This window comes from uncultured Nitratireductor sp. (assembly GCF_913053745.1).
Lineage (GTDB): Bacteria > Pseudomonadota > Alphaproteobacteria > Rhizobiales > Rhizobiaceae > Nitratireductor.
Map to the genome: position 1 here is coordinate 1 of NZ_CAJXGF010000023.1, position 25,875 is coordinate 25,875.

The following is a 25,875-nucleotide window of genomic DNA, read 5'->3' on the forward strand; positions in this document are numbered from 1 at the left end:
CCTGTCGCTGGCCGCGGTGCTGAAAAGCCCGCTCTTCGGCATGGATGAAGAGCGTCTGTTTCGGCTCGCCTGGAACCGGGGCAAGGCGGTGCCGCTGTTCGACGCCATGCGGGCGCAGGCACTGCAGGATCCTGCGGTGGCCGGCATGGTCGATACGCTTCAGCGCTGGCAGAACGACGCTGCATTCAAGCCGGCTTTCGAATTTTATGCGGCGCTGCTTTCCGGCGGTCCCGACCGGGAAGGCGCGCGCCGGTTGTTCGTCGCAAGGCTCGGCCATGAGGCAAACGACATTCTCGACGAGTTTTTGTCCTTCGCGCTCGCGGGCGAGCGGGCCGGGCTGAACGGTCTGGAGGCGCTGCTTTCGGCGCTCGACGGGCAGGCACCGGAAATCAAGCGCGAGATGGACCAGACGCGCGACGAACTTCGCATCATGACGGTTCATGCCGCCAAGGGTCTCGAAGCGCCGGTGGTGTTTCTGGTCGATCCGGGCAGTGCGCCGTTCGTGGCACAGCATCTGCCCAGGCTGATGCCGTTTTCGCCGCGCCGCGAAGGCTGGCAGGGCAAGGGTTTCCTGTGGCGCGCCGGCAAGGATGTGTCCAACGCGGTGGCGGCGTCCTTCGAGGCGGATGCGAAAGTCAAGGCGGAGGAAGAATACCGCAGACTTCTTTATGTGGGTATGACGCGCGCCGAGGACCGGCTGATCGTCTGCGGCTATCATGGAGCGCGCGAACCGCAGGCACTGACCTGGCAGAATGTCGTGCGGCAGGCGCTTTCGGGTTCGGAAACCGCCATTGAGCTGGATCGTCCGGCAATCTGCGCGCCGGTCTATCGCTACCGGGTAAGCGATGCCGCGCCTGTCGAGCGGGAAGCGGCGGAACCGGACGTTGCGGCCGTGTCCGATACGGCGCTGCCCGACGCTCTGCTGACCCCGCCGCCAATGCCACCGGACCTGCCTCGCCCGCTTTCACCGTCGCGGGCCGGCGCGCTGATCGAAGCCGATTACGAGCCGGTTCCCTCGCCGCGCTCGCCGGTGCTCGACGGGGAGCGAAAGCCCGGCTTTGCGGTTCAGCGCGGTCTGGCCGTACACAAGCTGCTTCAATTGTTGCCCGACTGCCCGGAGGGCGGACGCGAAGCCCCGGCGCGGCGCTATCTGGAACGCGTTGGCGGCGACTGGAGCGAATCCGAGCGGGAAAATGTCTGGCGTTCGGTCCTTGGAATCCTTGAGGATGTCCGTTTCAGCGCAATCTTTGCACCGGGCTCGCGGGCAGAGATTTCCGTGATGGGAGCGTTGACGCTCGGCGAGCGCCGCCATGCCGTTTCCGGCAAGATCGACCGTCTCGCGGTCACCGAAGACGCGGTGCTGATCGTCGATTACAAGACCAACCGGCCTGCCCCTGAAACATTGGATGAAGCGCCCGCCGCCTATGTGGCGCAGCTCGCGCTTTATGCGGAGCTTCTGAAACCGCTTTATCCCGACCGCAGGGTCGAAGCCGCCCTGCTCTTCACCGAAGCCCCCTTGCTTCTGCCCGTCTCCGAAGAGCGGCTTGGGGCCGCGCTTGAACGACTCACGGGAGCGTGACACAAGAGAGCTTGACGTGACCGCGCGCGCCCCCCACATCTAGTGGAACAGATTTGCCGATAAGGAGATTTCCATGACCACCGTGAAGGCGGACAAGAACAACTTCCAGTCTGATGTGCTGCAGGCCGCCGAGCCCGTGGTTGTCGATTTCTGGGCCGAATGGTGCGGCCCGTGCAAGATGATCTCCCCGGCACTCGACGAGATTGCCTCCGAGCTGGGCGGCAAGGTGAAGATCGCCAAGCTGAACATCGACGAAAATCCCGAGATCGCAGCGCAGTATGGCGTGCGTTCGATCCCGACGCTGATGCTGTTCAAGAATGGCGAAGTGGCCGACATGAAGGTCGGTGCCGCTCCGAAGACGGCCCTTTCGGCCTGGATTAACGGCGCGGTCAGCTGAGCGTTCGCACAATCCATCTCACGAAAAACCCGGCCTGGCGCCGGGTTTTTTTGTTGCCTGTTTGTGAAACAGGCTGCACTCAGCCCCAGACGAGCAGAGCGATCAGGCCAAGGCTTCCAACGAGCAGACGCCACCAGCCGAAAAGCGCATAGCCGCGCCGCGACACATAGCCGAGCAGCCAGCGCACAACCATCAGCGCCGCAAGGAAAGCGGCGACGAAGCCGATGGCGATAATCTTGAAATCAGCCGCCGAGAGCAGATCGTAATTCTTGTAGAGATCGTAGGCGAACGCGCCCGTCATTGTCGGCATGGCGAGAAAGAACGAAAACTCCGCCGCCGAGCGCTTGTCCGCTCCCATCAGAAGTCCGCCGACGATCGTCGCGCCCGATCGCGACGTGCCGGGTATCATCGACAGGCATTGGATAAGACCGATGCCGAGATACATGGGCAGGGGAAATTTCGTGATGTCGCTGTAGCGCGGTTTGCTCGCCCAGCGGTCCACCCAGAGAAGCACAAAGCCACCGAGAATGAGCATGACGCAAATCAGAAGCGGGGTTTCGAAAAAGACCGTCTTGATGATCTTGTAGGCCAGCACGCCGATAACCGCCGCCGGCAGGAAGGCGATCAGGATACCGATCACGAAGCGTTGCGTGGCCGGGTCGCGCGGCAGGTCGATCAGCATTCGCCAAAGTCGGGCGGCATAGACGCTGAGAATGGCCAGTATCGCGCCAAGCTGGATCAGAACCTCGAAGGCCTTGCCGGTGGATTCGAAGCCGAGGAAATGACCGGCGAGCAGGATGTGTCCGGTCGAGGAGACGGGAATGAATTCCGTCAGCCCCTCGAGGATGCCGAGAAGAAGGGCTCCCACGATGGTCTGATCCGTCATGTTCGCTCCTCAATCAAGGCTTGCTTGTCAGCTGGGAAGTCTCCCCCTATAGCTGAGGGAAGAACTCGCAGAATCAGGTAATCGAAGGATTACCGCCACGGCCATGAAATGGCCAGAGCCTTCCTGTAGAAGCCCACGCATGCTGACGCTCTTTCATCATCCCTTATACGCTTCCTGCCGTTTCGTGCGGCTTTCCTTCGGTGAGTATGGCGAGGAACTCGCCCTGATCGAAGAACGCCCGTGGACACGGCGCGAGGAGTTTCTCACCCTCAATCCGGCCGGCACGATCCCCGTGCTTCTGGCCGAGGGCGATCACCCGATCGTCGGCGCAACGGTTATTGCCGAGTATCTGGACGAAACCCGCGGCGCGCTGAAGCGTGAAAAGCGTCTGATGGCCGAAGATTCGGTCGATCGGGCGGAAATTCGTCGCCTTGTCGACTGGTATCTGGTCAAGACCGATGCCGATGTCACCCGGCATCTGGTGCGCGAGCGGGCCCTCAAGCCGCAGATGGCGGGCGCCGAGGGCGGCGGCTCGCCGGATTCCGCCGCCATTCGCGCCGCGCGGGCCAATGTCCGTCAGCATCTCAAATACACCAACTGGCTTGCCGGCACGCGCGACTGGATGGCCGGAAAGCGCCTTTCCTACGCGGATCTCGCCGCTGCGGCCGCGCTTTCGGTGCTCGATTATCTCGGCGAGATCGAATGGCGCGACTATCCGGCGGCGCGCGACTGGTACTCGCGCATGAAATCGCGCCCATCCTTCCGCTCCATCCTGGCCGACCGCGTGCGCGGGCTCTCCCCCGTCTCCCATTACGCGGACCTGGACTTTTGATGTCTGGCGCGCAGGCCGACCGGCTTCGCGCGTTCGTCGAGAAAGAGGCGCATGCGCTGGGTTTCGATGCCGTCGCGGTGGCGTCTGCGGAAACCGCACCGTCGCGTGCGGCCGAGCTCGGCCAATTCCTGAAGGAAGGCCGCCATGGCAGCATGCGGTGGATGGAGGAAACGGCCAATCGCCGTGCCCATCCGCGCGATCTATGGCCGGATGTGCGTTCGGTTATCATGCTGGGCATGAACTACGGGCCGGATGAGAATCCGCTCGAAATCCTGGAACGCAAGGATCGGGCAGCGATTTCGGTTTATGCGCGCAACCGCGATTATCACGATGTCATAAAGGGTCGGCTGAAACAGCTTGCCGGCAAACTCGCCGCCCGTACCGGGGAGGACGTGAAGGTGTTCGTCGACACCGCCCCGGTAATGGAAAAGCCGCTCGCCCGTGAGGCGGGGCTCGGCTGGCAGGGCAAGCACACCAACCTGGTGAGTCGCGAATACGGCTCCTGGCTGTTTCTCGGCTCTGTCTTCACCACCGCCGAACTGCCACCCGACACACCGGAGCACGACCGTTGCGGTTCGTGTCGCGCCTGTCTCGATATCTGCCCGACCGGAGCGTTTCCGGCGCCCTACCAGATCGATGCGCGGCGCTGCATTTCCTATCTAACCATCGAGAACAAGGGCCCGATCCCGCGCGAGTTCCGCGCCCCCATGGGAAACCGCATCTATGGCTGCGACGATTGTCTCGCCGCCTGTCCGTGGAACAAGTTCGCGCAGGATGCCGCCGAGGCGAAACTGCAGGCGCGCGAGGATCTGAAAGAACCGCCGCTTTCCACGCTTCTCGAACTGGATGACGCGGGATTCCGTGCGTTCTTCTCCGGCTCGCCCGTCAAGCGGATCGGGCGCGACCGGTTCATCCGCAATGTGCTGATCGCGGCGTGAAATTCGGGCGAAGCGGTGTTGATCGCTCCATGCAGGCGGCTTGCGGAAGACGAAGCGCCGCTTGTGCGCGGCGCGGCCGTATGGGCATTGTCGAGGCTTCTCGATGAAAAAGCGTTCGCATCTCTTGAAACGCAACTGCGTCCGCAGGAAAACGATGTGGATGTTCAAGCCGAATGGGACGGGCGATCATGACCAAGACCTTCTTCATCTTCGGCGCGGGCTATTCGGGCCGGGCCATTGCGCGTGAGCTCGCCGGCGAGGCGGCGTTCGTCGCTGGCACCACGCGCAGCGCCGACAACGCCGAACGGCTGAAGGCTGCTGGCCTTGCGCCGCATGTGTTTCAGGGCGGCGGCGCGCTTTCGCCCGATATGGAAGCGGTGCTGGCCGGCACCACGCATCTCGTCGTCAGCATCGCGCCGGATGCGTCGGGAGAACCCGTATTGACTGCGGCACACAGGACCATCGCGACCGCCATGCCGGCGCTCAGATGGATCGGCTATCTATCGACAGTGGGTGTCTATGGCGATCACGGCGGCGCATGGGTGGATGAAACGGCGACCTGCACGCCCGTTTCGGAACGCTCGAAACAGCGGCTTGTCGCCGAGGCCGAGTGGACGCAAATGGGGGAGAAGATCGGCCTGCCCGTCGCGATTATCCGCCTCTCGGGCATTTACGGACCGGGCCGCAACGCCTTTCGCAACCTGGAGTTGGGCAAGGCGCGGCGCATCGTCAAGCCGGGCCAGGTGTTCAATCGCATCCATGTGGACGACATCGCCGGAGCCACCGCCCATTTGGCCCGGCGGTTCGAAACCGGCATTTTCAACGTTACGGACGATGCGCCCTGCCCGCCGCAGGATGTGGTGGCCCACGCCGCCGGTCTGATGGGGCAGGCGGCACCGCCCGAAATCGCCTTCGAGGATGCCGATCTGAGCCCCATGGGACGGTCGTTCTACGGTGAGTGCAAGCGTGTTTCGAATGCACGGCTGAAGGCCACCGGCTACCGGATGCGTCATCCGGACTATCGCGCCGCGCTCGATGCCATGTGGGCGGAAGGACGCTGGCGAACGGAAGAATCGTAAACCGAACGGGTAAGCGAATCGCAAGCTGTGTTATGCTTCGATGATCGAAGGGCGGGTCGAAAACGAGGAAACGATGCGATTCCAACGGATTCTGAAACTGGCGGCCATGACTTTGCTCGGTTTCTCCGCTGCGGTTGCGACCGCCGGGGCCGAGCCGCTGGCCAAGCAGCTCTTCGGTGCGAAGACGCTGCCCGCCGCCACCCGTCCGGCCGTACACGGGTTTTATTCCAAGGGCTGTTTCGCCGGCGGCGTCGCCATCGCGCCCGACGGACCGAACTGGCAGGCTATGCGCCTGTCGCGCAATCGCCGTTGGGGACATCCGGCACTCATCTCCATGCTTGAGCGGCTGTCGCGGGAGGCCGCGCAGGATGGTTGGCGTGGCCTGCTCGTCGGCGACATTTCGCAACCGCGCGGGGGACCCATGCTCACCGGTCACGCCTCGCACCAGATCGGGTTGGACGCCGATATCTGGTTCACCGAAATGCCGGCAAAGCGTATGAGCGTGGCAGACCGTGAGCGCATCAGTGCGATCTCCATGCTCAAGAAGGGATCGCTTTATGTCGACGACAAAAAATGGACGCCAGCGCATGAGGCTGTCCTGCATCGCGCGGCGAGCTACCCGGAAGTCGAGCGCATCCTCGTGCATCCCGGCATCAAGAAAAAGCTCTGCGACACGGTGCGCGGCAACCGCTCCTGGCTCAGCAAGATCCGCCCCTTCTGGGGACACCATTACCATTTCCATGTGCGCATCGGCTGCCCGGCCGGCTCTCCCGGCTGCAAATCGCAGAATCCGCCGCCGCGCAGCGAAGGGTGCGACGACACGCTGGCCTGGTGGTTTACGGAAGAACCGTGGAAGCCGGCCAAGGGACCGGCCAAGCCGAAGGCTCGCGATGTCATGACCATGGCCGCGCTGCCTTCCGCTTGCCGCGTCGTGCTCGAGGCGCCGAATCCCGTATCGGAAGCAGCGGTCACCGTTGCCGGCCGGGGCGGCGTCCCGCAGGCCGCAACGGCAGATCTGCCCGCGCTTGGCTATCAGGCGGTGAGCCCGGCGAGCGTTCTGTCGGCGATGCCGCCGGCTCAGGTGCCGAGACCAACCAATCGACCTGGCTTTGAGTAGAACGGATCCGGATTCGAAGCAGCAGGCGCATCGACTTTTCGGTCAGATGCGCTTGCGTTACGCCTTTAACCGATTTAATCCCGCTTTGATCTACCTTTTCGGAGCGGCAAGTCGCCAGAAACTGTGCCATGCATTTCAAGAATGAAAACGATACAGCGCTGCGATTTCCTGTCCTGATCGGCGATATCGGCGGCACGAATGCGCGGTTTGCCATTCTCGTGGATTCCAACGCTGAGCCGAAAACCTTTCCGGTGGTTCAGACGGCCGATTACGAAACCATCGACGAGGCGATCCAGAGCGCCATTCTCGACCGTACATCGATCCTGCCGCAATCGGCGGTTCTGGCGGTGGCCGGCCCGGTGGATGGCGACGAGATCGATCTCACCAATTGCGACTGGGTGGTGCGCCCACGTCGGATGATGGAGGCAATGGGCCTCAGCGATATCGTCGTCATCAACGATTTCGAGGCGCAGGCGCTGGCCGTGGTGGCGCTCGACGACGAGCATCTGGAAATGGTGTGCCCCGGCAGGTCTGAAGCGACGGGCAGCCGTGTGGTTCTCGGCCCGGGAACGGGGCTCGGCATGGCCGGGCTTGTGCATGCGCAACACACGTGGTTTCCGGTGCCCGGCGAAGGCGGCCATGTGGATCTGGGACCGCGCAGCGAGCGCGACCTTGAGATCTTCCCGCATCTGGAGCGCATCGAGGGCCGCATCGCGGCCGAGCAGATCCTGTGCGGGCGCGGTATGGTGAACCTTTACCGGGCGATCAACGCCGCCGACGGCAACACGCCGACGCACGAAACACCGGCCGAGATCAGCAGCGCCGGGCTCGATGGCTCCGACCCGGTCGCCGTCGAAACGCTCGATCTTTTCGTCACCTATCTGGGGCGGCTCGCTGGCGATATGGCGCTGATCTTCATGGCGCGCGGCGGTGTTTATCTGAGCGGCGGCATCGCCCAGAAGATCGTTCCGATCCTCAAGAACGGGAAGTTCAAGGCGGCATTCGAGGACAAGGCTCCGCACAGCGCCCTGGTGAAAGCCATCCCCGTCTATGTGATCACGCACCCAAAGGCAGCGCTTGTGGGGCTTGCCGCCTACGCTCGCACGCCCGTCCGTTTCGGCATCGAAACACAGGGGCGGCGCTGGAAAGCGGGATGACCCCCGCCCCGTTCCACCCGATTCAGCGTTGCATGCGCGTCATCGAACGGGCATAGCCTGTCGGCCAGGCGGCTATGGAGCGTTTCGGGCCCGGCCCGAACTTGCACCCCATCCGCTCGTTTACGCCTCACATGCATGAAGCCAGGTGATTTCGCCTGCTTGCAAAATGCTCTAAAAGCACCATGCGATAGCCCGGTTGAACAGGACGGACGTTTTGAAGCTTGGAAAGAACAAGGCGGATGTGGGCGAGGTCATTCCCGTCATTCGCCGTATCTTCGCGGAAAACGGCCGCGATTATATCGGACACTATCTGATCGCGATCGTCTGCATGCTGGCCATCGCCGCCACCACGGCCTTCAGCGCCTGGATCATGCGCGACATTATCGACGAGGTGTTCTACCGCCAGCGCTGGGAGCTTGTCGGCTGGATTTGCGGCGCGATCGTCGCCGCCTTTGCGATCCGCGGTTTTGCCACCTACGGCCAGTCGGTGATGCTGGCCAAGATCGGCAACAACATCGTCGCACGCTACCAGCAGCGCCTGTTCGATCACCTGATGCGTCTGGGCATCGATTATTTCACCGTCACGCGCTCCGGTCAGCTCGCCGCCCAGATCAGCCAGAACGTGACCGGCATCCGCGACCTGCTCAACATGACGGTCGCCTCCATCGCCCGCGATCTGGTGACGCTGATCGGCCTCGTCGCCGTGATGGTGATGCAGGATCCCCTGCTGTCGGTGATTGCCCTGGTGATCGGCCCGCCGCTCATCTACGCGGTCAATTATCTGATGCGCCGGCTGCGCCGCGTCACCCGCGAGGCGGTCGATGTAAACTCCCGGCTTCTGGGCGCGATGCAGGAATCGGTGCAGGGCATCGCCATTATCAAGGCCTTCACCATGGAAAACCAGCTTTCGGACAAGATGTCCGGGCTGATCGGCTATGCCGAGGACCGTTCCAACAAGATCGCCCGCGTTTCCGAGCGGCTCGGACCGATAACCGAACTTCTCGCCGGTCTGGCGATCGCCGGCGTCATCGGATACGCGGCCTGGCGCGCGTCCGTCAGTGCCCAGCCGCCGGGCTCGGTGTTCGCCTTCATCACCGCCTTGTTGCTCGCCTACGATCCGGTGCGCAAGCTTGCCCGTGTGCAGGTCAATCTCGAGCGCGCGCTGGTGAATGCCCGCATGATCTACGAGATCCTCGACACCGAGCCCCAGCAGCGAGACGCACCCGGCGCCGGCACGCTGGCTGTGAAGAAGGGCACGGTCACCTTCGACAAAGTGGCGTTCTCCTATGGCGACGACCTGCCAGTGCTGCACGGCATCAGCTTCGTTGCCAAGGCGGGCGAGACCACGGCGATCGTCGGTCCTTCGGGCGCCGGGAAATCGACCCTCTTTGCCCTTCTTCAGCGCTTCTACGATCTCGATGGCGGCAGGATCGACATTGACGGGCAGGATATATCCACCGTCACCAAGAATTCGCTGCGCGGCGCGGTCGCCTATGTCTCGCAACAGCCTTATCTGTTCGAGGGCACGATCCGCGACAATATCCGCTACGGACGTCCGGACGCCACGGATGCCGAGGTTGAAGAGGCGGCCCGGCTCGCTTTCGCCGACGGGTTCATCCGCCAGCAAGCCGAGGGGTATGACACGCTGGTGGGTGAGAACGGCGCCAATCTCTCTGGCGGTCAGCGCCAGCGCATCTCCATTGCCCGCGCCATTGTCCGCGATGCGCCGATCCTCCTGCTCGACGAAGCGACGTCCGCGCTCGACAACGAATCGGAGGCGCGCGTGCAACAGGCGCTGGAAGGCATTATGGAAACACGCACGACGCTGGTCATCGCTCACCGGCTTTCCACGGTGGTCAATTCCGACCGCATCGTGGTGCTGGAAGAGGGGCACCTGGTGGAGGAAGGCACGCATGAGAGCCTTATGCGCAAACCGCACGGCATCTATGCGCGTTTCCACCGCATGCAGAGCCAGAAGGGCGAGAATCTGCTCGCCAACACGACAGAAGACGACGGCATCGCCGCGCCACAGGAGACCAAGGCATGACGGATATGGGGCTTGTGATCGTCGGAGCGGCAGGCCGTATGGGCCAGACGCTGATCCGCACCGTCCATGCGATGGACGGGCTGCGCGTTGCCGCCGCCGTCGAGCGTCCCGGCTCGACTTTTCTGGGCCGGGATGCGGGCGAGCTGTCGGGAATCGGAACGATCAACGTTCTCATCGGCGACGATCCGCTGGCTGCCTTTGCCAGAGCCGATGGCGTGCTCGACTTCACCTCGCCCGATTCGAGCATTGAATTTGCCGGCTATGCCGCGCAGGCACAGATCGTTCACGTGATTGGCACCACCGGTTTCGCGCCCGAACACGAGGCGAGGATCAAGGCGGCTGCACACCACGCCACAATCGTCAAGTCCGGCAATATGAGTCTCGGCGTCAACCTGCTCGCGGTGCTGGTCGAGAAAGCCGCCCGCGCGCTGGAGGCCTCCGATTTCGACATCGAGGTTCTTGAAATGCACCATCGGCACAAGGTGGATGCGCCTTCCGGCACGGCACTGCTGCTTGGTGAGGCGGCGGCACGCGGTCGTGAAATCGCGCTGGCGGACAAGAGCGTGCGCGTGCGCGACGGCCAGACCGGTCCGCGCGAGGAAGGCACGATCGGTTTCGCCACGCTGCGCGGCGGCTCCGTTGTCGGTGAGCATTCCGTTCTTCTGGCGGGCTCCGGCGAGCGCATCACCCTTTCGCATCAGGCCGAGGATCGCGGCATCTTTGCTCATGGCGCGGCCAAGGCCGCGCTCTGGGCGCATGGCCGCAAGCCCGGTCTGTATTCCATGCTCGACGTGCTCGGGCTCAACTGATCCCATTATTACGAAGCAACAAGGAACGAACCATGTCCGGTACCCTCATCCTCGTTCGTCACGGTCAAAGCGAATGGAACCTGAAGAACCTGTTTACCGGCTGGCGCGATCCGGGCCTGACCGAAAAGGGTCATGAGGAAGCGAAGGATGCGGGCCGCCGCCTCAAGGCGCGTGGCTTCGCGCCGGACATCGCCTACACCTCCGTCCTGTCGCGCGCCCAGGTCACCAACGATCACATCCTCAAGGAGTTGGGGATGGAGGATCTGGAGACCGTTCGCGATCAGGCGCTCAACGAGCGCGACTATGGCGACCTGTCGGGCCTGAACAAGGACGATGCCCGTGCAAAATGGGGCGAGGAGCAGGTGCATATCTGGCGCCGCTCCTACGACACCCCGCCCCCCGGCGGCGAAAGCCTGAAGGACACCGGCGCGCGTGTCTGGCCCTATTTTCTGCACGAGATTCTGCCGCACGTTCTGCGTGGAGAGACGGTGCTGGTGGCCGCGCATGGCAACTCGCTGCGCGCCCTCGTCATGGCGCTGGACGGGCTGTCCGGCGAGGAGATCGTCAAGATGGAGATCGCCACCGGCGTCCCCATCGTCTACAAGCTGAATGCCGATTCGACCGTGGCTTCGAAAGAGGTTCTGGAGGACTGATTGACGGTTGGAGGGCGCTAGAAAGCGCCCTCGGCCGCATTTAAGCGCTGGCGCGGCGGAGCCTTGCCCATTTTCCTGACAAACAGGAAGAATCCGCGTTGACACGGAACAGCTTGGCCCTTACATCGGCATCGCACACCTGCCCAGGTGGCGGAATTGGTAGACGCGCACGGTTCAGGTCCGTGTGCCGCGAGGCGTGGAGGTTCGAGTCCTCTCCTGGGCACCATTTCTCTCAAAAACCGCATTGTTCGATTGAGCCGCGACGTTTCGTCAGGCCTTGGCGAATCTCGAACAGGCCTCCAGCAGCAGGCCCAGCACCCGATCCGGAGCCTCGATCTGCGGCAGGTGTCCGATGCCGGGAAGCGTTTCGAAGGCGGCCTGCGGGATAAGCGCATGGAGCGCCCTGCCGCGCTCCAGCGGGATCCATGGATCCTCCTCGCCCCATATGATCTTTGACGGACAGCGTATCCGCCCGAACAGCGGTTCGACCTCGGCAGTGTATTTTTCGTCGGCTTGCGCAAACTGCCGATAGAAGCTGGCCGTCCCCTCTTCCGAAATCCATGGCGCAACGAGCTGCTCGAAATCCGAGCGATCGATCTCGTTGACGATCGCTCCTTCGATATAGGCCTCAACGACCGCCCGATGAATGTGCGGCGGCAAGCCGAGAAACGCGTCCACGTGACGCCCGACATGCTCGAAAAACGCCGAACCCCATGGGCGCATGGCGACAACGTTCATGAGAACGAAGCCCTGAAACGCACAATCGTGCAGCAGGTGCGCGCGAAGCGTCGTCGCGCCGCCCATGTCGTGCGCGACGACAATCGGCCGTTCCAGGTCCCAATGTGTCAGCATCTCTGCGAAAACGCGGCCCTGCACGTCGAGCGATGTGCGCTGCTCGGCGCTCTTCTCCGACTGCCCGTAGCCGGGCATGTCGTACCAGTGAACGCGAAAGTGCTTTGCCAGCTCCGGAATGACGCGATGCCATGAAAACGACGACCATGGCCATCCATGCGCCAGCACCAGCGCGGGGCCGGCGCCGCAACGTCCGGCCGCGACGCGCCCGGCAAATGTCTCCACGGTCTCATCGAGTTTCCACTGCATCGCGACCCTCCCAGCGGTTTGCGCAACCCTATCGCTCCGGTCGAGGGGTCTCAACGCGCCAAACGCATCCATTCGGCATCCGGTCGGTGGAAAGCGAGGTTGAGTTGGCTATGTTATGCCTGATATCGGTGATGTTCGACAGTGCGTGCGCGACAGCAGCCTGACGACGGATCGAGACCGAAACCGGGATGGCGGGAGGCAACAGGTCGAAGATGGAGCAACCCGCACCCCATGCCGATCAGGTTATCCACATTCGTGTGATTCTCGGTGTCGTCATGGGGCTGAGCCTGGCGCGCCTGCTGAATGGCCTCGCCCGCTTCGTTCAACACCCCAGCAAGAGCCAGATCTACTCCGTCCACCTGGGCTGGGTCCTGTTTCTGTTTCTGGCGGTCGTGCATTTCTGGTGGTTCGAATTCGGGCTCATGCGTATTTCTCATTGGACCTTCGAGCTCTACGTCTTCGTCATCCTTTACGCGGCGCTGTTCTTTTTCGTGTGCGCGCTGCTGTTTCCGGATCAAATGAGCGAATACTCCGGTTATGCGGATTATTTTCACTCCAGACAGAAATGGTTTTATGGCCTGCTGGCCACGCTTTACGCAGCCGACATACTCGACACGCTGGCCAAGGGCGCCGAACATTTCAGAGCGTTGGGGGCCGAGTATCCGATCAGGCAGGTGGCTATGATCGGTGCCTCCATCGTCGCCATGTTTGTAACGAACAGGCGCTTTCATCTGGGTTTCGTGCTCATCGCGCTGGTCGTCCAGATTGTCTGGATCGCCCAGTATTTCCAGGTCCTGTCCTGAGCGTACGGGCAAACGGGAACGATATGAGCTTGTCCGAGTGACCGGCAGAACGGCCGCATACATCCTGTTGTTGCTTTTCGTCGCCGCGGGTGTTTTGGCCGACTGGTGCTTCTGGCCCGTACGGCAACCGGGTCTCACGCCGAACGACATTATACAGATGATCGGGATCGTCTGTCTCGTGTCATGGTGGCAGATGGCCGATGCGAAAATCCGCGACGGCCGAAGACGCCGCGCCGCGATGTGGTGGCCGGTTTTGTTCGTACCTGTCGGCCTCGCCGTCTATCTCTACGGATCGCGCGAGTGGAAAGCCGCGACGTTCATGCTGCTCGCGTTTCTTGCCGGTTTGTTCGCGGCGATGATCGCCGCCGATTTCGCCGGGGCCTATCTGGTTCATGGCGCGTCGTAGGTCACAAAACAGCGCGGCATCGCGCTTGCATTCCTGCCGGCCTGCTGGTGCGCGGGCATATTGGTCAGGCTTCTATGGTTCGCCTGGAGCAGTGTGCGCGGCCGGTCTCGCCGAGGTTCCATATCGGCTTACGGGGATCAGGATACCGTCCGCAGATGCACCGCTTCGGGCGGCGAGTCCGGAGTCGAGACCTGATTTCGGCCGCGCCGTTTCGCCCTGTAGAGATGCTTGTCGGCGATCGTCATGAGAGCGGAGAAGTCTGCGCGGGTGCCGCTGCAGGCGACGCCGATGCTGACACTCAACCGGGCGATTTCGTTCTCGCCCGAACGGAGCACCAGGCGTTGGACGCCGCGCCGCAGCGATTCGGCAAGCGCTTCGCCGCGGGCGAGCGTTGCCGATTCCACGAAAACGCCGAACTCTTCCCCGCCGATACGACCGGAAATTCCCTCTCCGTCTACGACATCCCGGATTACGCCTGCGATGGCGCGAAGTGCGCGGTCTCCGGCCAGATGTCCATGGGTGTCGTTGATCCTCTTGAAGTCGTCCGCGTCGATGGCGAGGAAAACGCCGCCGGCGCCGCCCCGGCCGGTTTGATTCAGCTCTGCAATGAAGGTGCTGCGATTGAGCAGTCCGGTCATGTCGTCGACGCGCGCCGCCGCTGCAAGCTTGCGATAGACGCCCGCCAGTTCGCGATGGGCGGATTCGAGGTCTCGGTGCGCCCGTGCAATCCTGTGATTCTGGTAGAACGTATAGGTGCTGGCCGGAAATGCGATCAGCAGTGGGCAAAGCGTGCTCATGAACACCGGAAACCAGCTCATGGAACTGCCCGCGATGCGCAGGGCGATCCAGCATATCGCCAGCGATGCGATGATGGAGAGACAAGTTGCAATCGCGGCTTTGAGCAAAACCCGTTTCATCACCGGCGGGTATCAGCCTCTGGTTACCCCCACGTTAAGGGTGCGCCCGCCCCGCGCATCATCGCGACCGACAAGGGCTTTTCCCACATGGCTGTTGCAATCGTTCCGGCTCTCGGCCTGCCGGCGGGGAAGTTGCCCCTTCCCTGCCGCATTTGGCCGCTAATTGCGCCACAACGAGCATCCCAGGACCAGACAATGCATAGGCGACTTTCCCGCGGCGCGATAACCGCGCCGGCAGCCGCTCTGTTGGTTGCGGTGTTTTCCGCGCCGGCTTTCGCACAGTGCGGCGGTGCGTCATGGTACGCGCTGACCTCCAAAACCGCTTCCGGCGAGCGCATGAACCCGGCGGCCATGACCGCCGCGCATCGCACGCTTCCCTTCGGCACGAAACTCCGCGTCACCAACAAGCGCAATGGCCGCAGCGTGATCGTGCGGATCAACGATCGCGGACCTTTCGTCCGCGGCAGAATCCTCGACTTGTCGAAGGCCGCCGCTGCGAAACTCGGTTTCATCCGTGCCGGGCATACCAGGGTTTGCCTGAACAGGCGGTGACGACCTGCCGCCGGGTCGGGTCAGACGCTGGCCTTGCGCTGGGCCGGCGATTCGTTGTTCTGGCGCAGATAGCCTAGTGTCGCATCGGCATTGCAGGGACGTCCGAAAAGATACCCCTGCCCTCCGGCGCAGCCGAATTGCACCAGGCGATCGGCTTGCGCTTCGGCTTCGATCCCTTCGGCAACCACATCCATGCCCAATCCCTCGCACATGGCGAGAATGGCGCGGATAATGTGCTCCGACGGACGGTCGTCGAGGATCGAGGCCACGAAGGCGCGGTCGATTTTCAGCTTGTCGAAGTGAAATTCGCGCAGCCGTCCGAGGCTGGACTGGCCGGTGCCGAAATCGTCCAGCGAGACGCGGATGCCGACCCGGCGCAAATCTTCCACGATGCGCCGTGCCGAGGTGGGATCGTTCATCAGCCCGGTTTCGGTGATCTCGATCTCGAGGCGGCGCGGATCGAAGCCCGTGCGCTCCAGTATCGATAGAATCTGAAGGCCCGTATTGTGGTCCACCAGTTGCGATGGCGATAGATTGAACGACAGAAACAGATCTTTCGGCCAGTCGCGGGCGGCTTCCGTGGCCTTGCGCAGCACAAGTTGGGAGAGCTGGCCGATAATGCCGCGCTCCTCGGCGATGGGGATAAAGATGCCAGGCGAAACGGGGCCGAGATCCCGGTCCGTCCAGCGGGCAAGCGTTTCGAAACCCACCGTGCGGCGCGTTTCCAGGTCGACGATCGGCTGGAAGTGCGGCTCAACCTCGCCGGCGGCAACCGCGCGGCGCAGGGCCTGCTCGATATGGGTTACGCGCTTTGCGGCTTCTTCCATCTCGCGCGTGTAGACCACCACCGCTCCGCGCCCGGTGCGTTTGGCCTGATAAAGCGCGGTTTCCGCCTTGTTCAGCAGCACCTCGCTCGTCTCTTCCTCCGAATAATAGAGCGAGCAGCCGGCAGAAGCCGAAAGCCTGGCCGTGCGCTGACCCACATCGTAGGGTGCCGAAAGGATTTCGATCAAAAGCCTTGTCTTTTCGCGCGCCGCCTCTTCGCTGAAGACGAGCGGGAACAGAAAAGCGAATTCGTCGGCACCGATTCGCGTCACCGTGGAATTCGAATCCATGGCCGCGCGAAGCCGCATCGCGACCTGCTGCAGGATTTCATCGCCAGCGGCACGGCCGAAAAGATCGTTGATCGGCTTGAAGCCGTCCAGGTCGAGAACGCCGATGGCGAACGGGGCCGGATCGTCGGCGCGCTCCTCGATCAACCGATTGATCTTGTCGAAGAAGCGACGCATGTTTCCAAGGCCCGTCAACGCATCGGTGAAGGCATAGTCGGACTGGTCCGCCGTTGTCGTCCGTTCAGGTGCGGGCGCCGGCTGCATCGATACTCCATTGCATTGGCGATTTTTTGATCACATTTTCCGGACCATGGACTGAAATTGTTTAGGAATCGTATCCAATATCGCGATACTGTGAAGGGTGCTTTCGCCGGGTGGTGCGCGCAGCGATACCATGTTTCCCGAACGGCTTGACATGAGCGCTCTCGCGCCGTCATCTGCGGCCTACTGGTGGAACGCGTAAGTTCCGCTGGAGACATACAGCTGCTTCTGGCCCTGTCGGTTCCGACATTTGCTCCCGCGGTCGATACGAATGGGATGCAGAACTTGGAGCCGAATCGCCAGATCCCCTCCGGAGCGTTATCCCATGTCCCTGAAAGTCGCGGTCCAGATGGACCATATCTCCACCGTTTCCATTGCCGGCGACACGAGCTTCGCGCTCGCTCTTGAGGCGCAGGCGCGGGGCCATGAACTCTGGCACTACACGCCGGACCGGCTGTCCATGGTGGATGGCAAGGCGATCGCCTGGGCAGAGACACTCGAGGTGCGCGACGAACAGGGCAATCACTTCACATTGGGCGAGCCCCAGCGGATCGACTTGTCGGAGCTGGATGTGGTGCTTCTGCGTCAGGATCCGCCTTTTGACATGAACTACATCACCACGACCCATGTTCTGGACCGGATCCATCCCGAGACGCTGGTGGTCAACGATCCCTCCTGGGTGCGCAACAGTCCTGAAAAGATCTTCGTCACCGAATTCGCGGATCTGATGCCGGAAACGCTGATCACCCGCGACACACGCGAGGTCGACGATTTCCGCAAAAAGCATGGCGACATCATCGTCAAGCCGCTTTACGGCAATGGCGGCGCGGGCATCTTCCATCTGCGGGAAGGGGACCGCAACCTCGCCTCGCTTCTGGAGATGTTCATGGACGCGTTTCGCGAACCGTTCATCGTGCAGCGCTACCTGAAGGAAGTGCGGGGCGGAGACAAGCGCATCATTCTGATCGAGGGAGAGCCGGTCGGCGCCATCAATCGCATACCGGCCGAGCACGATTCCCGCTCCAACATGCATGTCGGCGGGCGTGCCGAACATGCGGACCTTACGGATCGCGAGCGCGAGATCTGCGCTCGCATCGGCCCGTCCCTGCGTGAGCGCGGTTTCACGCTGGTCGGCATAGACGTGATCGGCGATTGGCTGACGGAGATCAACGTCACCTCGCCAACCGGCATTCGCGAGGTCAGAAGGTTCGGCGGGGCGGATATTGCCGCGCTCTTCTGGGATGCCGTGGAAGCGCGCCGTACGCGCGCCTGACCGTCGCTGGGCGGGCCGATGCGCTCAACCGTCGGCCGTGCCGTATTTCACTCCTTGCCCGGCGGGCGCTTGCTCCGCCGGCTTTTGTTCCATCCGCACAACCATTTGCAATCCATCTGCAACCTCTGCGTTTGTTTGTTCCGCAAACGTTCTTGATCTGGCCGCGCGAACCTGTTTCAATGCGGTTGTATCGGGGTTGGAATTCTTGTTCTGGCTGTATTTCCGGCGTGCAAGGGGAGGGCGCATGGTTTCGCGTGTGTGCACCGTGGCGTTTCAGGGCATAGAGGCCGTGCCCGTCGATGTGCAGGTGATGGTCGCGCCCGGCAAGATGGGGATGCAGATCGTCGGACTGGCCGATAAGGCCGTGACGGAAAGTCGTGAGCGCGTACAGGCCGCGCTTCATGCCTCCGGTCTTTCCATGCCGCCGAAAAAGGTGACGGTCAATCTCGCCCCGGCCGATCTGCCGAAGGAGGGCAGCCATTACGATTTGCCAATCGCCCTGGGGCTCATGGCCGCGCTCGGCGCCATTCCGGCCGATGCGTTGGCCGGCTATGTCGTTCTTGGAGAACTGTCGCTCGACGGCACGGTGGCTGCGGTCAACGGTGTCCTGCCGGCGGCGATCGGCGCCAACGCGATGGAGCGCGGGCTGATCTGCCCGCATGCTTGCGGTGCGGAAGCGGCCTGGGCCAGCGCCGATATCGATATTCTCGCCCCGCGAAGCCTTATCGCGCTTGCCAATCATTTCAAAGGCACTCAGGTGATGCGCCGACCGGAGGCAGCCCTCGGTCCGCCTCCGGCCAATGTGCCCGATCTCGCCGATATTCGGGGGCAGGAGGGCGCCAAACGGGCGCTCGAAGTGGCGGCCGCCGGAGGGCACAATCTCCTGATGATCGGTCCGCCCGGCGCCGGAAAGTCCATGCTGGCGCAACGCCTGCCGTCCATCCTGCCGCCGCTCTCGCCGCGGGAGCTTCTCGAAGTCTCCATGATCGCCTCCATCGCCGGGGAGCTGGCGGATGGAAAACTGTCCGATCGCCGGCCTTTTCGCGCCCCCCATCATTCGGCTTCCATGGCGGCGATCGTTGGCGGCGGGCTGAAGGCGCGGCCAGGCGAAGCCTCGCTTGCCCATCACGGCGTTCTGTTTCTTGACGAGTTGCCGGAGTTTTCTCCGCAGGTTCTCGATTCACTGCGCCAGCCGCTCGAAACCGCCGAATGCGTGATTGCCCGTGCCAATCATCGAGTGAGTTATCCTGCCCGCATCCAGCTTGTCGCGGCGATGAACCCGTGCCGTTGCGGCATGGCCGGCGAGCCCGGTCATCGCTGCCGGCGCGGGCCGCGCTGCGTAACGGATTATCAGGCGCGCATCTCGGGTCCGCTGCTCGACCGCGTCGACCTTCGCATCGATGTGCCGGCGGTTTCGGCCAGCGATCTTGTGGGCGGCGCCGAACGGGCGGAAACGAGCGCGACCGTTGCCGAGCGGGTTGCCCGCGCCCGCGGAGCGCAACAGGTCCGTTATACGGCGCAGGGCCTCCCGGCGTGGACCACCAACGCATCCTGTTCGGCCGCGCTGATCGAGGATGTGGTAAAGCTCGATTCAGGGTGTGCGGCGCTCATCCGCGAGGCAAGCGAGAAGCTCGGCTTTTCCGCCCGCGCTTACCATCGCGTGCTCAAGGTTGCGCGCACATTGGCCGATCTTGGCGGCTCCGACACTGTTGCGCGCTCCCACATCGCCGAAGCGATCTCCTATCGCATGGCAGGCGCGATGCGGTCGCAGGCCGCATGACTCCGGCGCGCTCGGGTTCAAATCCAGGTCTTGCGGTGGCGGAGGACGCGCCGCATAGTCGTCACGACGACCCGAACGGAATCTGGGAGGAAACAAAGTGATCGATGGTGCGACCCTGCTGACCTACATGCTCGTTGTTTTGGGACTGTTTTTGATCCCCGGGCCGGCGGTGCTGATGACGCTCGCCCGCGCCGCGTCGGGCGGTCGCCGCATCGGCATCGCCACCGGGCTCGGCATCGCCGCCGGCGATCTGGTTCACACCATCATGGCGACGGTCGGCTTGTCGGCCATTCTCATGACCTCGGCGCTTGCTTTCACGGTGGTGAAATATGCCGGCGTCGCTTATCTGGTCTATCTCGGCATTAGCGCCTTTCTGGAAAAGACGGACCGGTTCGACCTGCCCAGCGTGCGTCCGATCACGGCGCCGCGCGCGTTCCGGCAGGCGTTGGTGGCCGAGGTGCTCAATCCGAAGACCGCCCTGTTCTTCCTCGCCTTCCTGCCGCAGTTTATCCAGCCGGGAAGTCCCGCCATTCTGCAGCTTGCCACATTGGGAATAGTTTTTGTCGCCATGAGCGCGGCCTACACCTCCTTGATCGCGTTTGGCGCAGGGTCCGTGGGCGCATGGCTGCGGCGCAATCCCGCTATCGCGCGCTGGCAGGGGCGCGTTGTCGGTACGGTCTATCTGGCTCTCGGCGCCCGGCTCGCATTTCAGGAAAAATAGCCGGCTAATTTATATCCGGCCTCGCGCGGATCGAATGCGCCGTTCATCGCTGCGAAGGCCAATGCGGCGGGCGGCTCAAGGTGTCCAGCCGGGCAGGGTAGACGCTTGCCGCACCCATGAGGCGAAAAGCGCTTCGTCCAGCACGTCGTTTTCATGAATGTGAAAGTAGCGCGTGTTTTCGTCCTTGGAGGTAACGGGCGGCACAGGCTCGAGCGCGGCGCCGCGAAAGAAGGCGATCTTGATGTAGCGGGTGAAGCAGTGGAAGCTGAGAAACCAGCCCCGGCCTTCGATGCCATAGAAGGGGGAATTCCATTTCACCGCTTTGCGAACCTCCGGAAGCGCGCGCACGATGAGCGTGTCGAGCTGGCGCCCCATGTCGCTTTTCCAGCCGGGCATGGCCGCGATATAGGCCTGCACCGGTGCATCTCCATCGCCCTTGGCGATCTGCGGATTGCCACCGGAGAGCAGTCTTGGTGTATCGGCGGCTTTCTTCGGCTTTCCCGATGCTCGTTTCGCAGGCATGCACGGTCCTCCTCGGCGCTCTGTGGTCGCGTGCAACCGCACTGGGTTGCACAAGTGGCGGAACCGACAGGATAGATCGCTTCACCGATCACTTGAAATGGTGAAACGATCTACGCGCCGGCACCCCGTTCCGCGCGTCTTCTTGCGAAATAGGGAAGAGCGAAAAGGTAAAGCCCGGTTATCAGCAACAGGAGGAGCGGTCCAAGCGCCAGGAAATAAACCCACACGGGCGGTTCCTGCCCGCTGGCCGTGGCAATGGTGTTGACGATCACGCCCAGCGTGAAGGCAATCGAGATCCAGCGATGAGATTGTCGGATCCATAAATTCCAGTTCATTGCAGTGCGCTCCTATCTGCTTTTGTCGGCGTTGCGTTCTGCGGCGGCGCGAAGGAGCGCCTTCAACGCGTCCTCGTCGATCGTGTCGCCTTCGTGGAAGTCGATGGCGCGTCGCGTGTTGCCTTCGAGGCTGGCATTGAACAGTCCCGAAGGATCGTCGAGGGAAGCCCCCTTAGCGAAGGTCATCTTCACGGCTTTCTTATAGGTCTCGCCGGTGCAGATCATCCCGTCTCGATACCAGACGGGAACGCCACGCCATTTCCATTCCTCGGTCACGTCGGGCAGGGCCTGCTTGACCAGAGCGCGAAGCTTCGAGAGCGTTTCACCCCGCCAGTCCGCCAACCCCGCAATCTTCTCATCGATCAGATCGGAGGGTGATTTGCCGGTTTCGGATGTGGTCATGCGTCTTCCTCGGTCTTTCGGATCAAAACTTTTTCGGTTCAGCGGGCTGTATCAGTCGAGCCTCGCGACAACCCGTTCCAGTTCGGAGATGAAACGTGGCCATCCCACCGTTGCGCCCTGATAGTAAGGTTTCTGATCGGGCTGAAACCCTTCCTGCTCCATGCGCAGAAGCGTGCCGGTCGATGTGGGCGTGAGAGTCCAGCTGACCGTGCTCCGCAGGTCCTTGGTGTCCCACGCATAGGAGAGCGCCCTGTGCGGTTCCACGGTCTCCACCACGCAGTCCACGCCACCCCAGTCGGCGGTCAGGTTGAAGCGGTGGCCCTCTCGCGCTTCGAAATCGTTCTTCATCAACCACTCCGCGATCAGGTGCGGCTGTGTGAGCGCGCGCCAGATTTTCTCCGGCGGATGCGGAATCTCGCGCTCGACCACCACGGAGAGCGTTTCGGTCGCGGCATTCGTCATTGGTCCATCCTGTTGAGCAGGTCTTCAAGGTCGTCGAAACGGTTTTGCCAGAAGCTCTTCATTTCCTTCGTCCAGTGGACAAGGGGCGCCAGCGCGTCGATCTGCACGCTGTAGTGGGTTTGCCGGCCATCCTGGCGATCGCGCACGAGCCCCGCGCGCTTCAAAACGCCGAGATGTTTGGAAACGGCCGGTTGCGATACGCCCGCTCCCGCCGTCAGAACCCCCACCGTCAGATCGCCGTCGCGGCACAGCCGCTCGAAAATGGCGCGTCGTGTCGGATCGGCCAGCGTGCGAAAAAGGATATCGTGGGGTTGCTGCATCGCTACTTATAACTACAGGGCTATGTATTGGACGAATAACTCTGCAGTTATGAGTTGTCAAGGAGGCGGAAAATGGGGCTCGCCTCGACCCCGGCCGTTTTCGCATCGAGCGGAACCGCGTTCTGATCGTGCGCGGTGGAAACAGAAGAGGGCGGCGGCCAGCCGTCGGTTCGGGTGTCGGGCGGTTCGGCCGACTGCGTGGCGGTTTGCCGCCGCACCCGCAGACCTTCAACCGCAAAGCGTCTTCGTTTCCTGCACAACGCCGAAGGCCGGCGAGACGGTTTCGCCGAAGGGACCTGTCGGCCCGTTCATTGCGCCCCTGCGGCTTCGAGGGTCTTCACCATCTGCGCATAGCCGCTGCGCTTTGCATGCTGCAAGGCGGTCACACCCTCCCGGTCGGCAATGTCGGTATCCGCGCCCGCCTTAACCAGCAATTCGACGATCGCCTGATGGTTCGGTCCACCGTCGCCCAGAATGACCGCTTCGAGCAGGGCCGTCCAGCCAAGCTTGTTGACGTGATCCAGGTTCACGCCGGCCTCGATGAGCGTTCTCACTGTCTCCACATGGCCGCGGTCGGCGGCCGGAATAAGCGCCGTACCGCCATAGCGATTGGTGCTTGCAAGGTCGGCACCGTGCTCAAGCGTCAGGCGCAGTATATCCAGATAGCCGCGCGCGCCGGCAAGCAGATAGGGGCTGTCTTCGATTCCGTCCTTGGCGTTGACGTCGGCGCCGGCTTCGATGAGCAGGCGCGCCGCATCGGTCCGGTTCGCCTGCACGGCGGCCATCAACGCCGTTCTCTGGCGCTCGTCGCGCTCTTCGATGGCCGCGCCATCCTGCAAGGCGTTTTGAAGGGCGGCGATATCGCCGTTTTCCGCGGCGGCGATGAGAGGGGTTTGCGCGGAGGCGCCGGTGTGAAATCCGGCAGCCATCAGCAGCGCCGCAGCAAGGCAGAACAACCGTCTGCCAAGTTCCGATCTGGGATCATGCATCCAAAACTCCCGCTTTGCCCATGCTTGCAGAGTCTAGAACGGCAAATGTGACGAAGTTTGGAGATTGGATCGATTATTCGCTGACCGCACCGACAACCGGATTGTTGCCCTCGCGTAAGCTCACCCAGCGGCCCGTATGGTCGCTTGCCTGGCGCTTCAGGTAACGGTAGTCGGTGGCGCTCCACAGCTTGACACTGTCGTTAAGGTTGTCGAGCACGAAATCGCCCCGGTCGGTGCGCACGGTCAGCACCGCGTGGCCTTCGCCATTGGGCTTGCGCACCACGGTGATCAGCAGATTGGAAAGTGAAAACCCGGCCCGCTTCAGGGCGCGGCGCTTTTCGAGCACATAGTCCTCGCAGTCGCCGACACCGGTCGAGGGATAGGTCCACACCTCCTCCGCACCATAAATGTCGATATCGTTCATCGGCTTTACAGAGCGATTCACCGTCGCGTTGATTTCGGTGACGGCTTTCCAGAGCGTTTTCGTCATGTGCTCCGGCCCCTCATCGCGCATGCGGATGGAGCATTCCACGGGGTTGGCCTTGCAGAACTCGTAATGGCCGATCGGCTGGGATGTCAGCCCGCCAGTCTCCATAAGATTCGTCGCTCCGGCCGGTGCCATCATGGCTCCCGTCAGAATCAGGCCCGCAAAGACCCCGCTGCGGATTACCCCCCGCCAAGCAGCCATCATGCCGCTCCCCGTTCGTTTCTATCGTTAATGAAACGTTAAGAAACGTGAGGGGTCGCTGTCAATCGGCAGACAGACAATCTTGGTAGCTATGGTTACCGGCGCCGCTCCTCGCCACTGCTTTCAGCTCCACTGTTGCCGAAATGCACATTCGAATGGGCGAGAAATGCCCGGCGGCGCCACGCGCACTGACCCCGCCGTTGGAAGAAACGTGATCGTCGGGCGTAGAGCGAAGCGCGTGAGGATCAGGTCGATTTGGCGCGCATGGCGCGTTTCGCAGGCGTTTTTCGCGCGCGTTTGATCGGCTTCTTGGCAGAGGGCTCGGTCTTCGCCGAGGTTTTTGCGGCCGGGCTCTTTCGGGATGTCGCTTTGGCAGGTGTTGGCTTCGCTGCCGTTTGTGTGCCCGTCTTTAAGCCGCCGGCGGGATTGCTGCGCATGAAGTCGAGAATGCGCGGCGCGATCTCCGAGCGGAAGCGCGAACCGTTGAATACGCCGTAATGGCCGACCGCCGGTTGCATGTAGTGATGGCGCATTTCGCCGGGAATGTTCACGCACAGATCGTGCGCGGCCTTGGTCTGGCCGACACCGGAAATGTCGTCATTCTCGCCTTCCACCGTCAGCAGCGCCACGCGCCGGATGGCGCTGGGGTCGACCGGTTCGCCGCGATGCCGCATCTGGCCGCGCGGCAGGTCGTGGCGAATGAACACGGTTTCCACCGTCTGAAGGTAGAATTCGGCGGTCAGATCCATGACGGCAAGATACTCATCGTAGAAGTCGCGGTGCTTCTCGGCGGAATCGCCGTCATTCTTCACAAGGTGCATGAAGAAGTCTTTGTGCGCCGTGATATGGCGGTCGAGATTCATGCTCATGAAACCGGAAAGCTGCAGGAAACCCGGATAGACATGGCGCATGAAGCCGGGATTGGGCCAGGGGACCGGCATGATCACATTGTCGCGGAACCAGGAGATATCCTTCTGCTCGGCGAGTTCGTTCACGGCGGTCGGGTTTTTGCGTGTGTCGATGGGGCCACCCATCAGCGTCATGCTGGCGGGCACGTTTTTCTCGCCGCGCGCTTCCATCAGGGCAATAGCGGCAAGCACGGGAACGGATGGCTGGCAGACCGCCATCACATGCGTCTCGGGGCCGAGATGGTCGAAAATGTCGATCAGATAGTCGATATAATCGTCGAGATCGAACGATCCGTCGGTCACCGGCACCGTGCGCGCATCGGCCCAGTCGGTAATGTACACGTCGGCATAGGGCAGCATCGTTTCCACCGTGCCGCGCAGCAGCGTGGCGTAGTGACCCGACATCGGCGCAACCATGAGGATGCGGGGGCCCGGATGTGTGCCTTTGGGCAGATCGCGCTTGAAGCGGATCACATCGCAGAAGGGCTGCGACCACACGGTTTGTTCGCGAACGGCAACTTTCACCCCGTTGACACTGGTTTCCGTAAGCCCGAACTCGGGCTTGGTGTAGCGGCGGGTGCTGCGCTCGAAGACCTCGGCGGCGGCGGCCACCGTGCGACCGAAATAAGTCTTGGCAACCGGGTTCATCGGGTTGCTGTAAAAGAGCCGAACGGCGTCTGCGTAAGCTCGCGCCGGCTGGAGCGCGGCGTGATTGAATTCATAAAGCTGATAATACATTGCTAGGTTTCCTGGGAGGACCTTCGCCACGGCTGGACCGCCAAAGGATGTGCGTGCGCGACGGTGAAGCCTTGGTCGTTTGCATACCAAT

The 25,875-nt window shown here is 62.5% G+C and carries 27 protein-coding genes, 1 tRNA gene and 1 pseudogene; 17 read left to right on the plus strand and 12 right to left on the minus strand.

All coding sequences use genetic code 11. From position 1 onward, the window contains the following. Together QZ638_RS05850 and trxA are read left to right on the plus strand one after the other, a co-directional pair. Window positions 1-1,579: 3'-5' exonuclease (locus tag QZ638_RS05850; RefSeq protein WP_295807992.1), on the plus strand; the 1,579-nt coding region annotated here is incomplete at its 5' end. A 73-nt stretch (window positions 1,580-1,652) separates the two neighbouring features. Beyond that, window positions 1,653-1,976 carry a thioredoxin gene (gene trxA, locus QZ638_RS05855; protein WP_295807994.1) on the plus strand — a complete coding sequence of 108 codons (324 nt, stop codon included), beginning with the start codon at window positions 1,653-1,655 and terminating at the stop codon, window positions 1,974-1,976. 79 nt (window positions 1,977-2,055) lie between these two features. Here trxA and QZ638_RS05860 read toward each other — a convergent pair whose 3' ends face one another. After that, on the minus strand, window positions 2,056-2,862 hold the full coding sequence (locus QZ638_RS05860) for an undecaprenyl-diphosphate phosphatase (RefSeq protein ID WP_295807995.1): 807 nt from the start codon (window positions 2,860-2,862) through the stop codon (window positions 2,056-2,058). A gap of 139 nt (window positions 2,863-3,001) precedes the next feature. On the opposite strand from QZ638_RS05860, the gene QZ638_RS05865 reads away from it, so the two are divergent. The 9 genes and pseudogenes from QZ638_RS05865 to QZ638_RS05905 all read left to right on the plus strand — a co-directional run bounded on the left by QZ638_RS05865 (window position 3,002) and on the right by QZ638_RS05905 (window position 11,720). Then, window positions 3,002-3,694 (plus strand): glutathione S-transferase family protein, encoded by a 693-nt coding sequence (locus tag QZ638_RS05865; protein ID WP_295807999.1) that lies wholly within the window; start codon window positions 3,002-3,004, stop codon window positions 3,692-3,694. Then, window positions 3,694-4,824 (plus strand): annotated as a pseudogene (gene queG / locus QZ638_RS05870) (tRNA epoxyqueuosine(34) reductase QueG). Before QZ638_RS05865 ends, queG begins: the two are co-directional and overlap by 1 nt. Beyond that, complete coding sequence (locus QZ638_RS05875; protein WP_295808001.1) at window positions 4,821-5,711, plus strand: SDR family oxidoreductase; 891 nt, start codon at window positions 4,821-4,823, stop codon at window positions 5,709-5,711. Before queG ends, QZ638_RS05875 begins: the two are co-directional and overlap by 4 nt. A 73-nt stretch (window positions 5,712-5,784) precedes the next feature. After that, window positions 5,785-6,828, plus strand: a complete 1,044-nt coding sequence (mepA, locus tag QZ638_RS05880) for a penicillin-insensitive murein endopeptidase (RefSeq protein ID WP_295808003.1) — start codon at window positions 5,785-5,787, stop codon at window positions 6,826-6,828. A 128-nt stretch (window positions 6,829-6,956) separates the two neighbouring features. Beyond that, on the plus strand, window positions 6,957-7,985 hold the full coding sequence (locus tag QZ638_RS05885) for a glucokinase (protein WP_295808006.1): 1,029 nt from the start codon (window positions 6,957-6,959) through the stop codon (window positions 7,983-7,985). Between the two features lie 214 nt (window positions 7,986-8,199). Beyond that, entirely contained in the window at window positions 8,200-10,032 is a 1,833-nt protein-coding gene (locus tag QZ638_RS05890) for an ABC transporter ATP-binding protein (protein ID WP_295808008.1), read from the plus strand. Continuing rightward, window positions 10,029-10,841 carry a 4-hydroxy-tetrahydrodipicolinate reductase gene (gene dapB, locus QZ638_RS05895; RefSeq protein ID WP_295808010.1) on the plus strand — a complete coding sequence of 271 codons (813 nt, stop codon included), beginning with the start codon at window positions 10,029-10,031 and terminating at the stop codon, window positions 10,839-10,841. The genes QZ638_RS05890 and dapB overlap by 4 nt, the downstream gene beginning before the upstream one ends. Window positions 10,842-10,873: 32 nt before the next feature. Then, a complete protein-coding gene (locus tag QZ638_RS05900; RefSeq protein ID WP_295808012.1) occupies window positions 10,874-11,494 on the plus strand; it encodes a 2,3-bisphosphoglycerate-dependent phosphoglycerate mutase in 621 nt (206 codons plus the stop codon). Window positions 11,495-11,635: 141 nt separating this feature from the next. Further along, window positions 11,636-11,720 (plus strand) — tRNA-Leu (locus QZ638_RS05905). A gap of 44 nt (window positions 11,721-11,764) precedes the next feature. Here QZ638_RS05905 and QZ638_RS05910 read toward each other — a convergent pair. After that, complete coding sequence (locus QZ638_RS05910; protein WP_295808014.1) at window positions 11,765-12,595, minus strand: alpha/beta hydrolase; 831 nt, start codon at window positions 12,593-12,595, stop codon at window positions 11,765-11,767. 212 nt (window positions 12,596-12,807) lie between these two features. Between QZ638_RS05910 and QZ638_RS05915 the strand changes: the two genes are divergently transcribed. Together QZ638_RS05915 and QZ638_RS05920 are read left to right on the plus strand one after the other, a co-directional pair. Beyond that, window positions 12,808-13,398 (plus strand): hypothetical protein, encoded by a 591-nt coding sequence (locus tag QZ638_RS05915; RefSeq protein WP_295808016.1) that lies wholly within the window; start codon window positions 12,808-12,810, stop codon window positions 13,396-13,398. A gap of 37 nt (window positions 13,399-13,435) precedes the next feature. Further along, window positions 13,436-13,804, plus strand: a complete 369-nt coding sequence (locus QZ638_RS05920) for a hypothetical protein (RefSeq protein WP_295808017.1) — start codon at window positions 13,436-13,438, stop codon at window positions 13,802-13,804. A 137-nt stretch (window positions 13,805-13,941) separates the two neighbouring features. On the opposite strand, the gene QZ638_RS05925 is transcribed toward QZ638_RS05920, so the two are convergent. Next, entirely contained in the window at window positions 13,942-14,721 is a 780-nt protein-coding gene (locus tag QZ638_RS05925) for a GGDEF domain-containing protein (RefSeq protein ID WP_295808020.1), read from the minus strand. Window positions 14,722-14,916: 195 nt separating this feature from the next. Here QZ638_RS05925 and QZ638_RS05930 point away from each other — a divergent pair, with 195 nt between their 5' ends. After that, on the plus strand, window positions 14,917-15,273 hold the full coding sequence (locus QZ638_RS05930; protein WP_295808021.1) for a septal ring lytic transglycosylase RlpA family protein: 357 nt from the start codon (window positions 14,917-14,919) through the stop codon (window positions 15,271-15,273). Window positions 15,274-15,293: 20 nt separating this feature from the next. On the opposite strand, the gene QZ638_RS05935 is transcribed toward QZ638_RS05930, so the two are convergent. Continuing rightward, window positions 15,294-16,649, minus strand: coding sequence for an EAL domain-containing protein (locus tag QZ638_RS05935; protein ID WP_295808022.1), 1,356 nt, complete (start codon window positions 16,647-16,649; stop codon window positions 15,294-15,296). 322 nt (window positions 16,650-16,971) lie between these two features. Between QZ638_RS05935 and gshB the strand changes: the two genes are divergently transcribed. From gshB to QZ638_RS05950, 3 genes are all read left to right on the plus strand, one after another. Continuing rightward, window positions 16,972-17,919 carry a glutathione synthase gene (gene gshB, locus QZ638_RS05940; RefSeq protein WP_295808023.1) on the plus strand — a complete coding sequence of 316 codons (948 nt, stop codon included), beginning with the start codon at window positions 16,972-16,974 and terminating at the stop codon, window positions 17,917-17,919. Between the two features lie 244 nt (window positions 17,920-18,163). Next, complete coding sequence (locus QZ638_RS05945; protein ID WP_295808025.1) at window positions 18,164-19,699, plus strand: YifB family Mg chelatase-like AAA ATPase; 1,536 nt, start codon at window positions 18,164-18,166, stop codon at window positions 19,697-19,699. Between the two features lie 97 nt (window positions 19,700-19,796). Further along, window positions 19,797-20,420: a LysE family translocator gene (locus QZ638_RS05950; protein WP_295808027.1), complete on the plus strand. Its 624-nt coding sequence runs from the start codon at window positions 19,797-19,799 to the stop codon at window positions 20,418-20,420. A gap of 75 nt (window positions 20,421-20,495) precedes the next feature. Here QZ638_RS05950 and QZ638_RS05955 read toward each other — a convergent pair whose 3' ends face one another. The 8 genes from QZ638_RS05955 to phaZ form a co-directional block, all read right to left on the minus strand. Next, entirely contained in the window at window positions 20,496-20,942 is a 447-nt protein-coding gene (locus QZ638_RS05955) for a DUF1801 domain-containing protein (RefSeq protein ID WP_295808028.1), read from the minus strand. Between the two features lie 110 nt (window positions 20,943-21,052). After that, window positions 21,053-21,277, minus strand: a complete 225-nt coding sequence (locus QZ638_RS05960; RefSeq protein ID WP_295808030.1) for a hypothetical protein — start codon at window positions 21,275-21,277, stop codon at window positions 21,053-21,055. Window positions 21,278-21,289: 12 nt separating this feature from the next. Then, complete coding sequence (locus QZ638_RS05965) at window positions 21,290-21,679, minus strand: DUF1801 domain-containing protein (RefSeq protein ID WP_295808032.1); 390 nt, start codon at window positions 21,677-21,679, stop codon at window positions 21,290-21,292. Between the two features lie 51 nt (window positions 21,680-21,730). Further along, window positions 21,731-22,141, minus strand: coding sequence for an SRPBCC domain-containing protein (locus QZ638_RS05970; protein WP_295808034.1), 411 nt, complete (start codon window positions 22,139-22,141; stop codon window positions 21,731-21,733). Beyond that, window positions 22,138-22,461 (minus strand): metalloregulator ArsR/SmtB family transcription factor, encoded by a 324-nt coding sequence (locus QZ638_RS05975; RefSeq protein ID WP_295808036.1) that lies wholly within the window; start codon window positions 22,459-22,461, stop codon window positions 22,138-22,140. The genes QZ638_RS05970 and QZ638_RS05975 overlap by 4 nt, the downstream gene beginning before the upstream one ends. Window positions 22,462-22,769: 308 nt before the next feature. Continuing rightward, window positions 22,770-23,390 carry an ankyrin repeat domain-containing protein gene (locus QZ638_RS05980; RefSeq protein ID WP_295808060.1) on the minus strand — a complete coding sequence of 207 codons (621 nt, stop codon included), beginning with the start codon at window positions 23,388-23,390 and terminating at the stop codon, window positions 22,770-22,772. 133 nt (window positions 23,391-23,523) lie between these two features. Then, entirely contained in the window at window positions 23,524-24,138 is a 615-nt protein-coding gene (locus tag QZ638_RS05985) for a transglutaminase-like cysteine peptidase (RefSeq protein WP_295808038.1), read from the minus strand. 245 nt (window positions 24,139-24,383) lie between these two features. After that, a complete protein-coding gene (gene phaZ / locus QZ638_RS05990) occupies window positions 24,384-25,784 on the minus strand; it encodes a polyhydroxyalkanoate depolymerase (protein WP_295808040.1) in 1,401 nt (466 codons plus the stop codon). Between the last annotated feature and the right edge of the window lie 91 nt (window positions 25,785-25,875).

Coding starts and splice junctions, on each gene's coding strand:
- trxA (WP_295807994.1), top strand. CDS start 1,653: ATGACCACCGTGAAGGCGGACAAGAACAACTTCCAGTCTGATGTGCTG.
- QZ638_RS05860 (WP_295807995.1), bottom strand. CDS start 2,862: ATGACGGATCAGACCATCGTGGGAGCCCTTCTTCTCGGCATCCTCGAG.
- QZ638_RS05865 (WP_295807999.1), top strand. CDS start 3,002: ATGCTGACGCTCTTTCATCATCCCTTATACGCTTCCTGCCGTTTCGTG.
- QZ638_RS05875 (WP_295808001.1), top strand. CDS start 4,821: ATGACCAAGACCTTCTTCATCTTCGGCGCGGGCTATTCGGGCCGGGCC.
- mepA (WP_295808003.1), top strand. CDS start 5,785: ATGCGATTCCAACGGATTCTGAAACTGGCGGCCATGACTTTGCTCGGT.
- QZ638_RS05885 (WP_295808006.1), top strand. CDS start 6,957: ATGCATTTCAAGAATGAAAACGATACAGCGCTGCGATTTCCTGTCCTG.
- dapB (WP_295808010.1), top strand. CDS start 10,029: ATGACGGATATGGGGCTTGTGATCGTCGGAGCGGCAGGCCGTATGGGC.
- QZ638_RS05900 (WP_295808012.1), top strand. CDS start 10,874: ATGTCCGGTACCCTCATCCTCGTTCGTCACGGTCAAAGCGAATGGAAC.
- QZ638_RS05910 (WP_295808014.1), bottom strand. CDS start 12,595: ATGCAGTGGAAACTCGATGAGACCGTGGAGACATTTGCCGGGCGCGTC.
- QZ638_RS05915 (WP_295808016.1), top strand. CDS start 12,808: ATGGAGCAACCCGCACCCCATGCCGATCAGGTTATCCACATTCGTGTG.
- QZ638_RS05925 (WP_295808020.1), bottom strand. CDS start 14,721: ATGAAACGGGTTTTGCTCAAAGCCGCGATTGCAACTTGTCTCTCCATC.
- QZ638_RS05930 (WP_295808021.1), top strand. CDS start 14,917: ATGCATAGGCGACTTTCCCGCGGCGCGATAACCGCGCCGGCAGCCGCT.
- QZ638_RS05935 (WP_295808022.1), bottom strand. CDS start 16,649: ATGCAGCCGGCGCCCGCACCTGAACGGACGACAACGGCGGACCAGTCC.
- gshB (WP_295808023.1), top strand. CDS start 16,972: ATGTCCCTGAAAGTCGCGGTCCAGATGGACCATATCTCCACCGTTTCC.
- QZ638_RS05945 (WP_295808025.1), top strand. CDS start 18,164: ATGGTTTCGCGTGTGTGCACCGTGGCGTTTCAGGGCATAGAGGCCGTG.
- QZ638_RS05955 (WP_295808028.1), bottom strand. CDS start 20,942: ATGCCTGCGAAACGAGCATCGGGAAAGCCGAAGAAAGCCGCCGATACA.
- QZ638_RS05960 (WP_295808030.1), bottom strand. CDS start 21,277: ATGAACTGGAATTTATGGATCCGACAATCTCATCGCTGGATCTCGATT.
- QZ638_RS05965 (WP_295808032.1), bottom strand. CDS start 21,679: ATGACCACATCCGAAACCGGCAAATCACCCTCCGATCTGATCGATGAG.
- QZ638_RS05970 (WP_295808034.1), bottom strand. CDS start 22,141: ATGACGAATGCCGCGACCGAAACGCTCTCCGTGGTGGTCGAGCGCGAG.
- QZ638_RS05975 (WP_295808036.1), bottom strand. CDS start 22,461: ATGCAGCAACCCCACGATATCCTTTTTCGCACGCTGGCCGATCCGACA.
- QZ638_RS05980 (WP_295808060.1), bottom strand. CDS start 23,390: ATGGCTGCCGGATTTCACACCGGCGCCTCCGCGCAAACCCCTCTCATC.
- QZ638_RS05985 (WP_295808038.1), bottom strand. CDS start 24,138: ATGGCTGCTTGGCGGGGGGTAATCCGCAGCGGGGTCTTTGCGGGCCTG.
- phaZ (WP_295808040.1), bottom strand. CDS start 25,784: ATGTATTATCAGCTTTATGAATTCAATCACGCCGCGCTCCAGCCGGCG.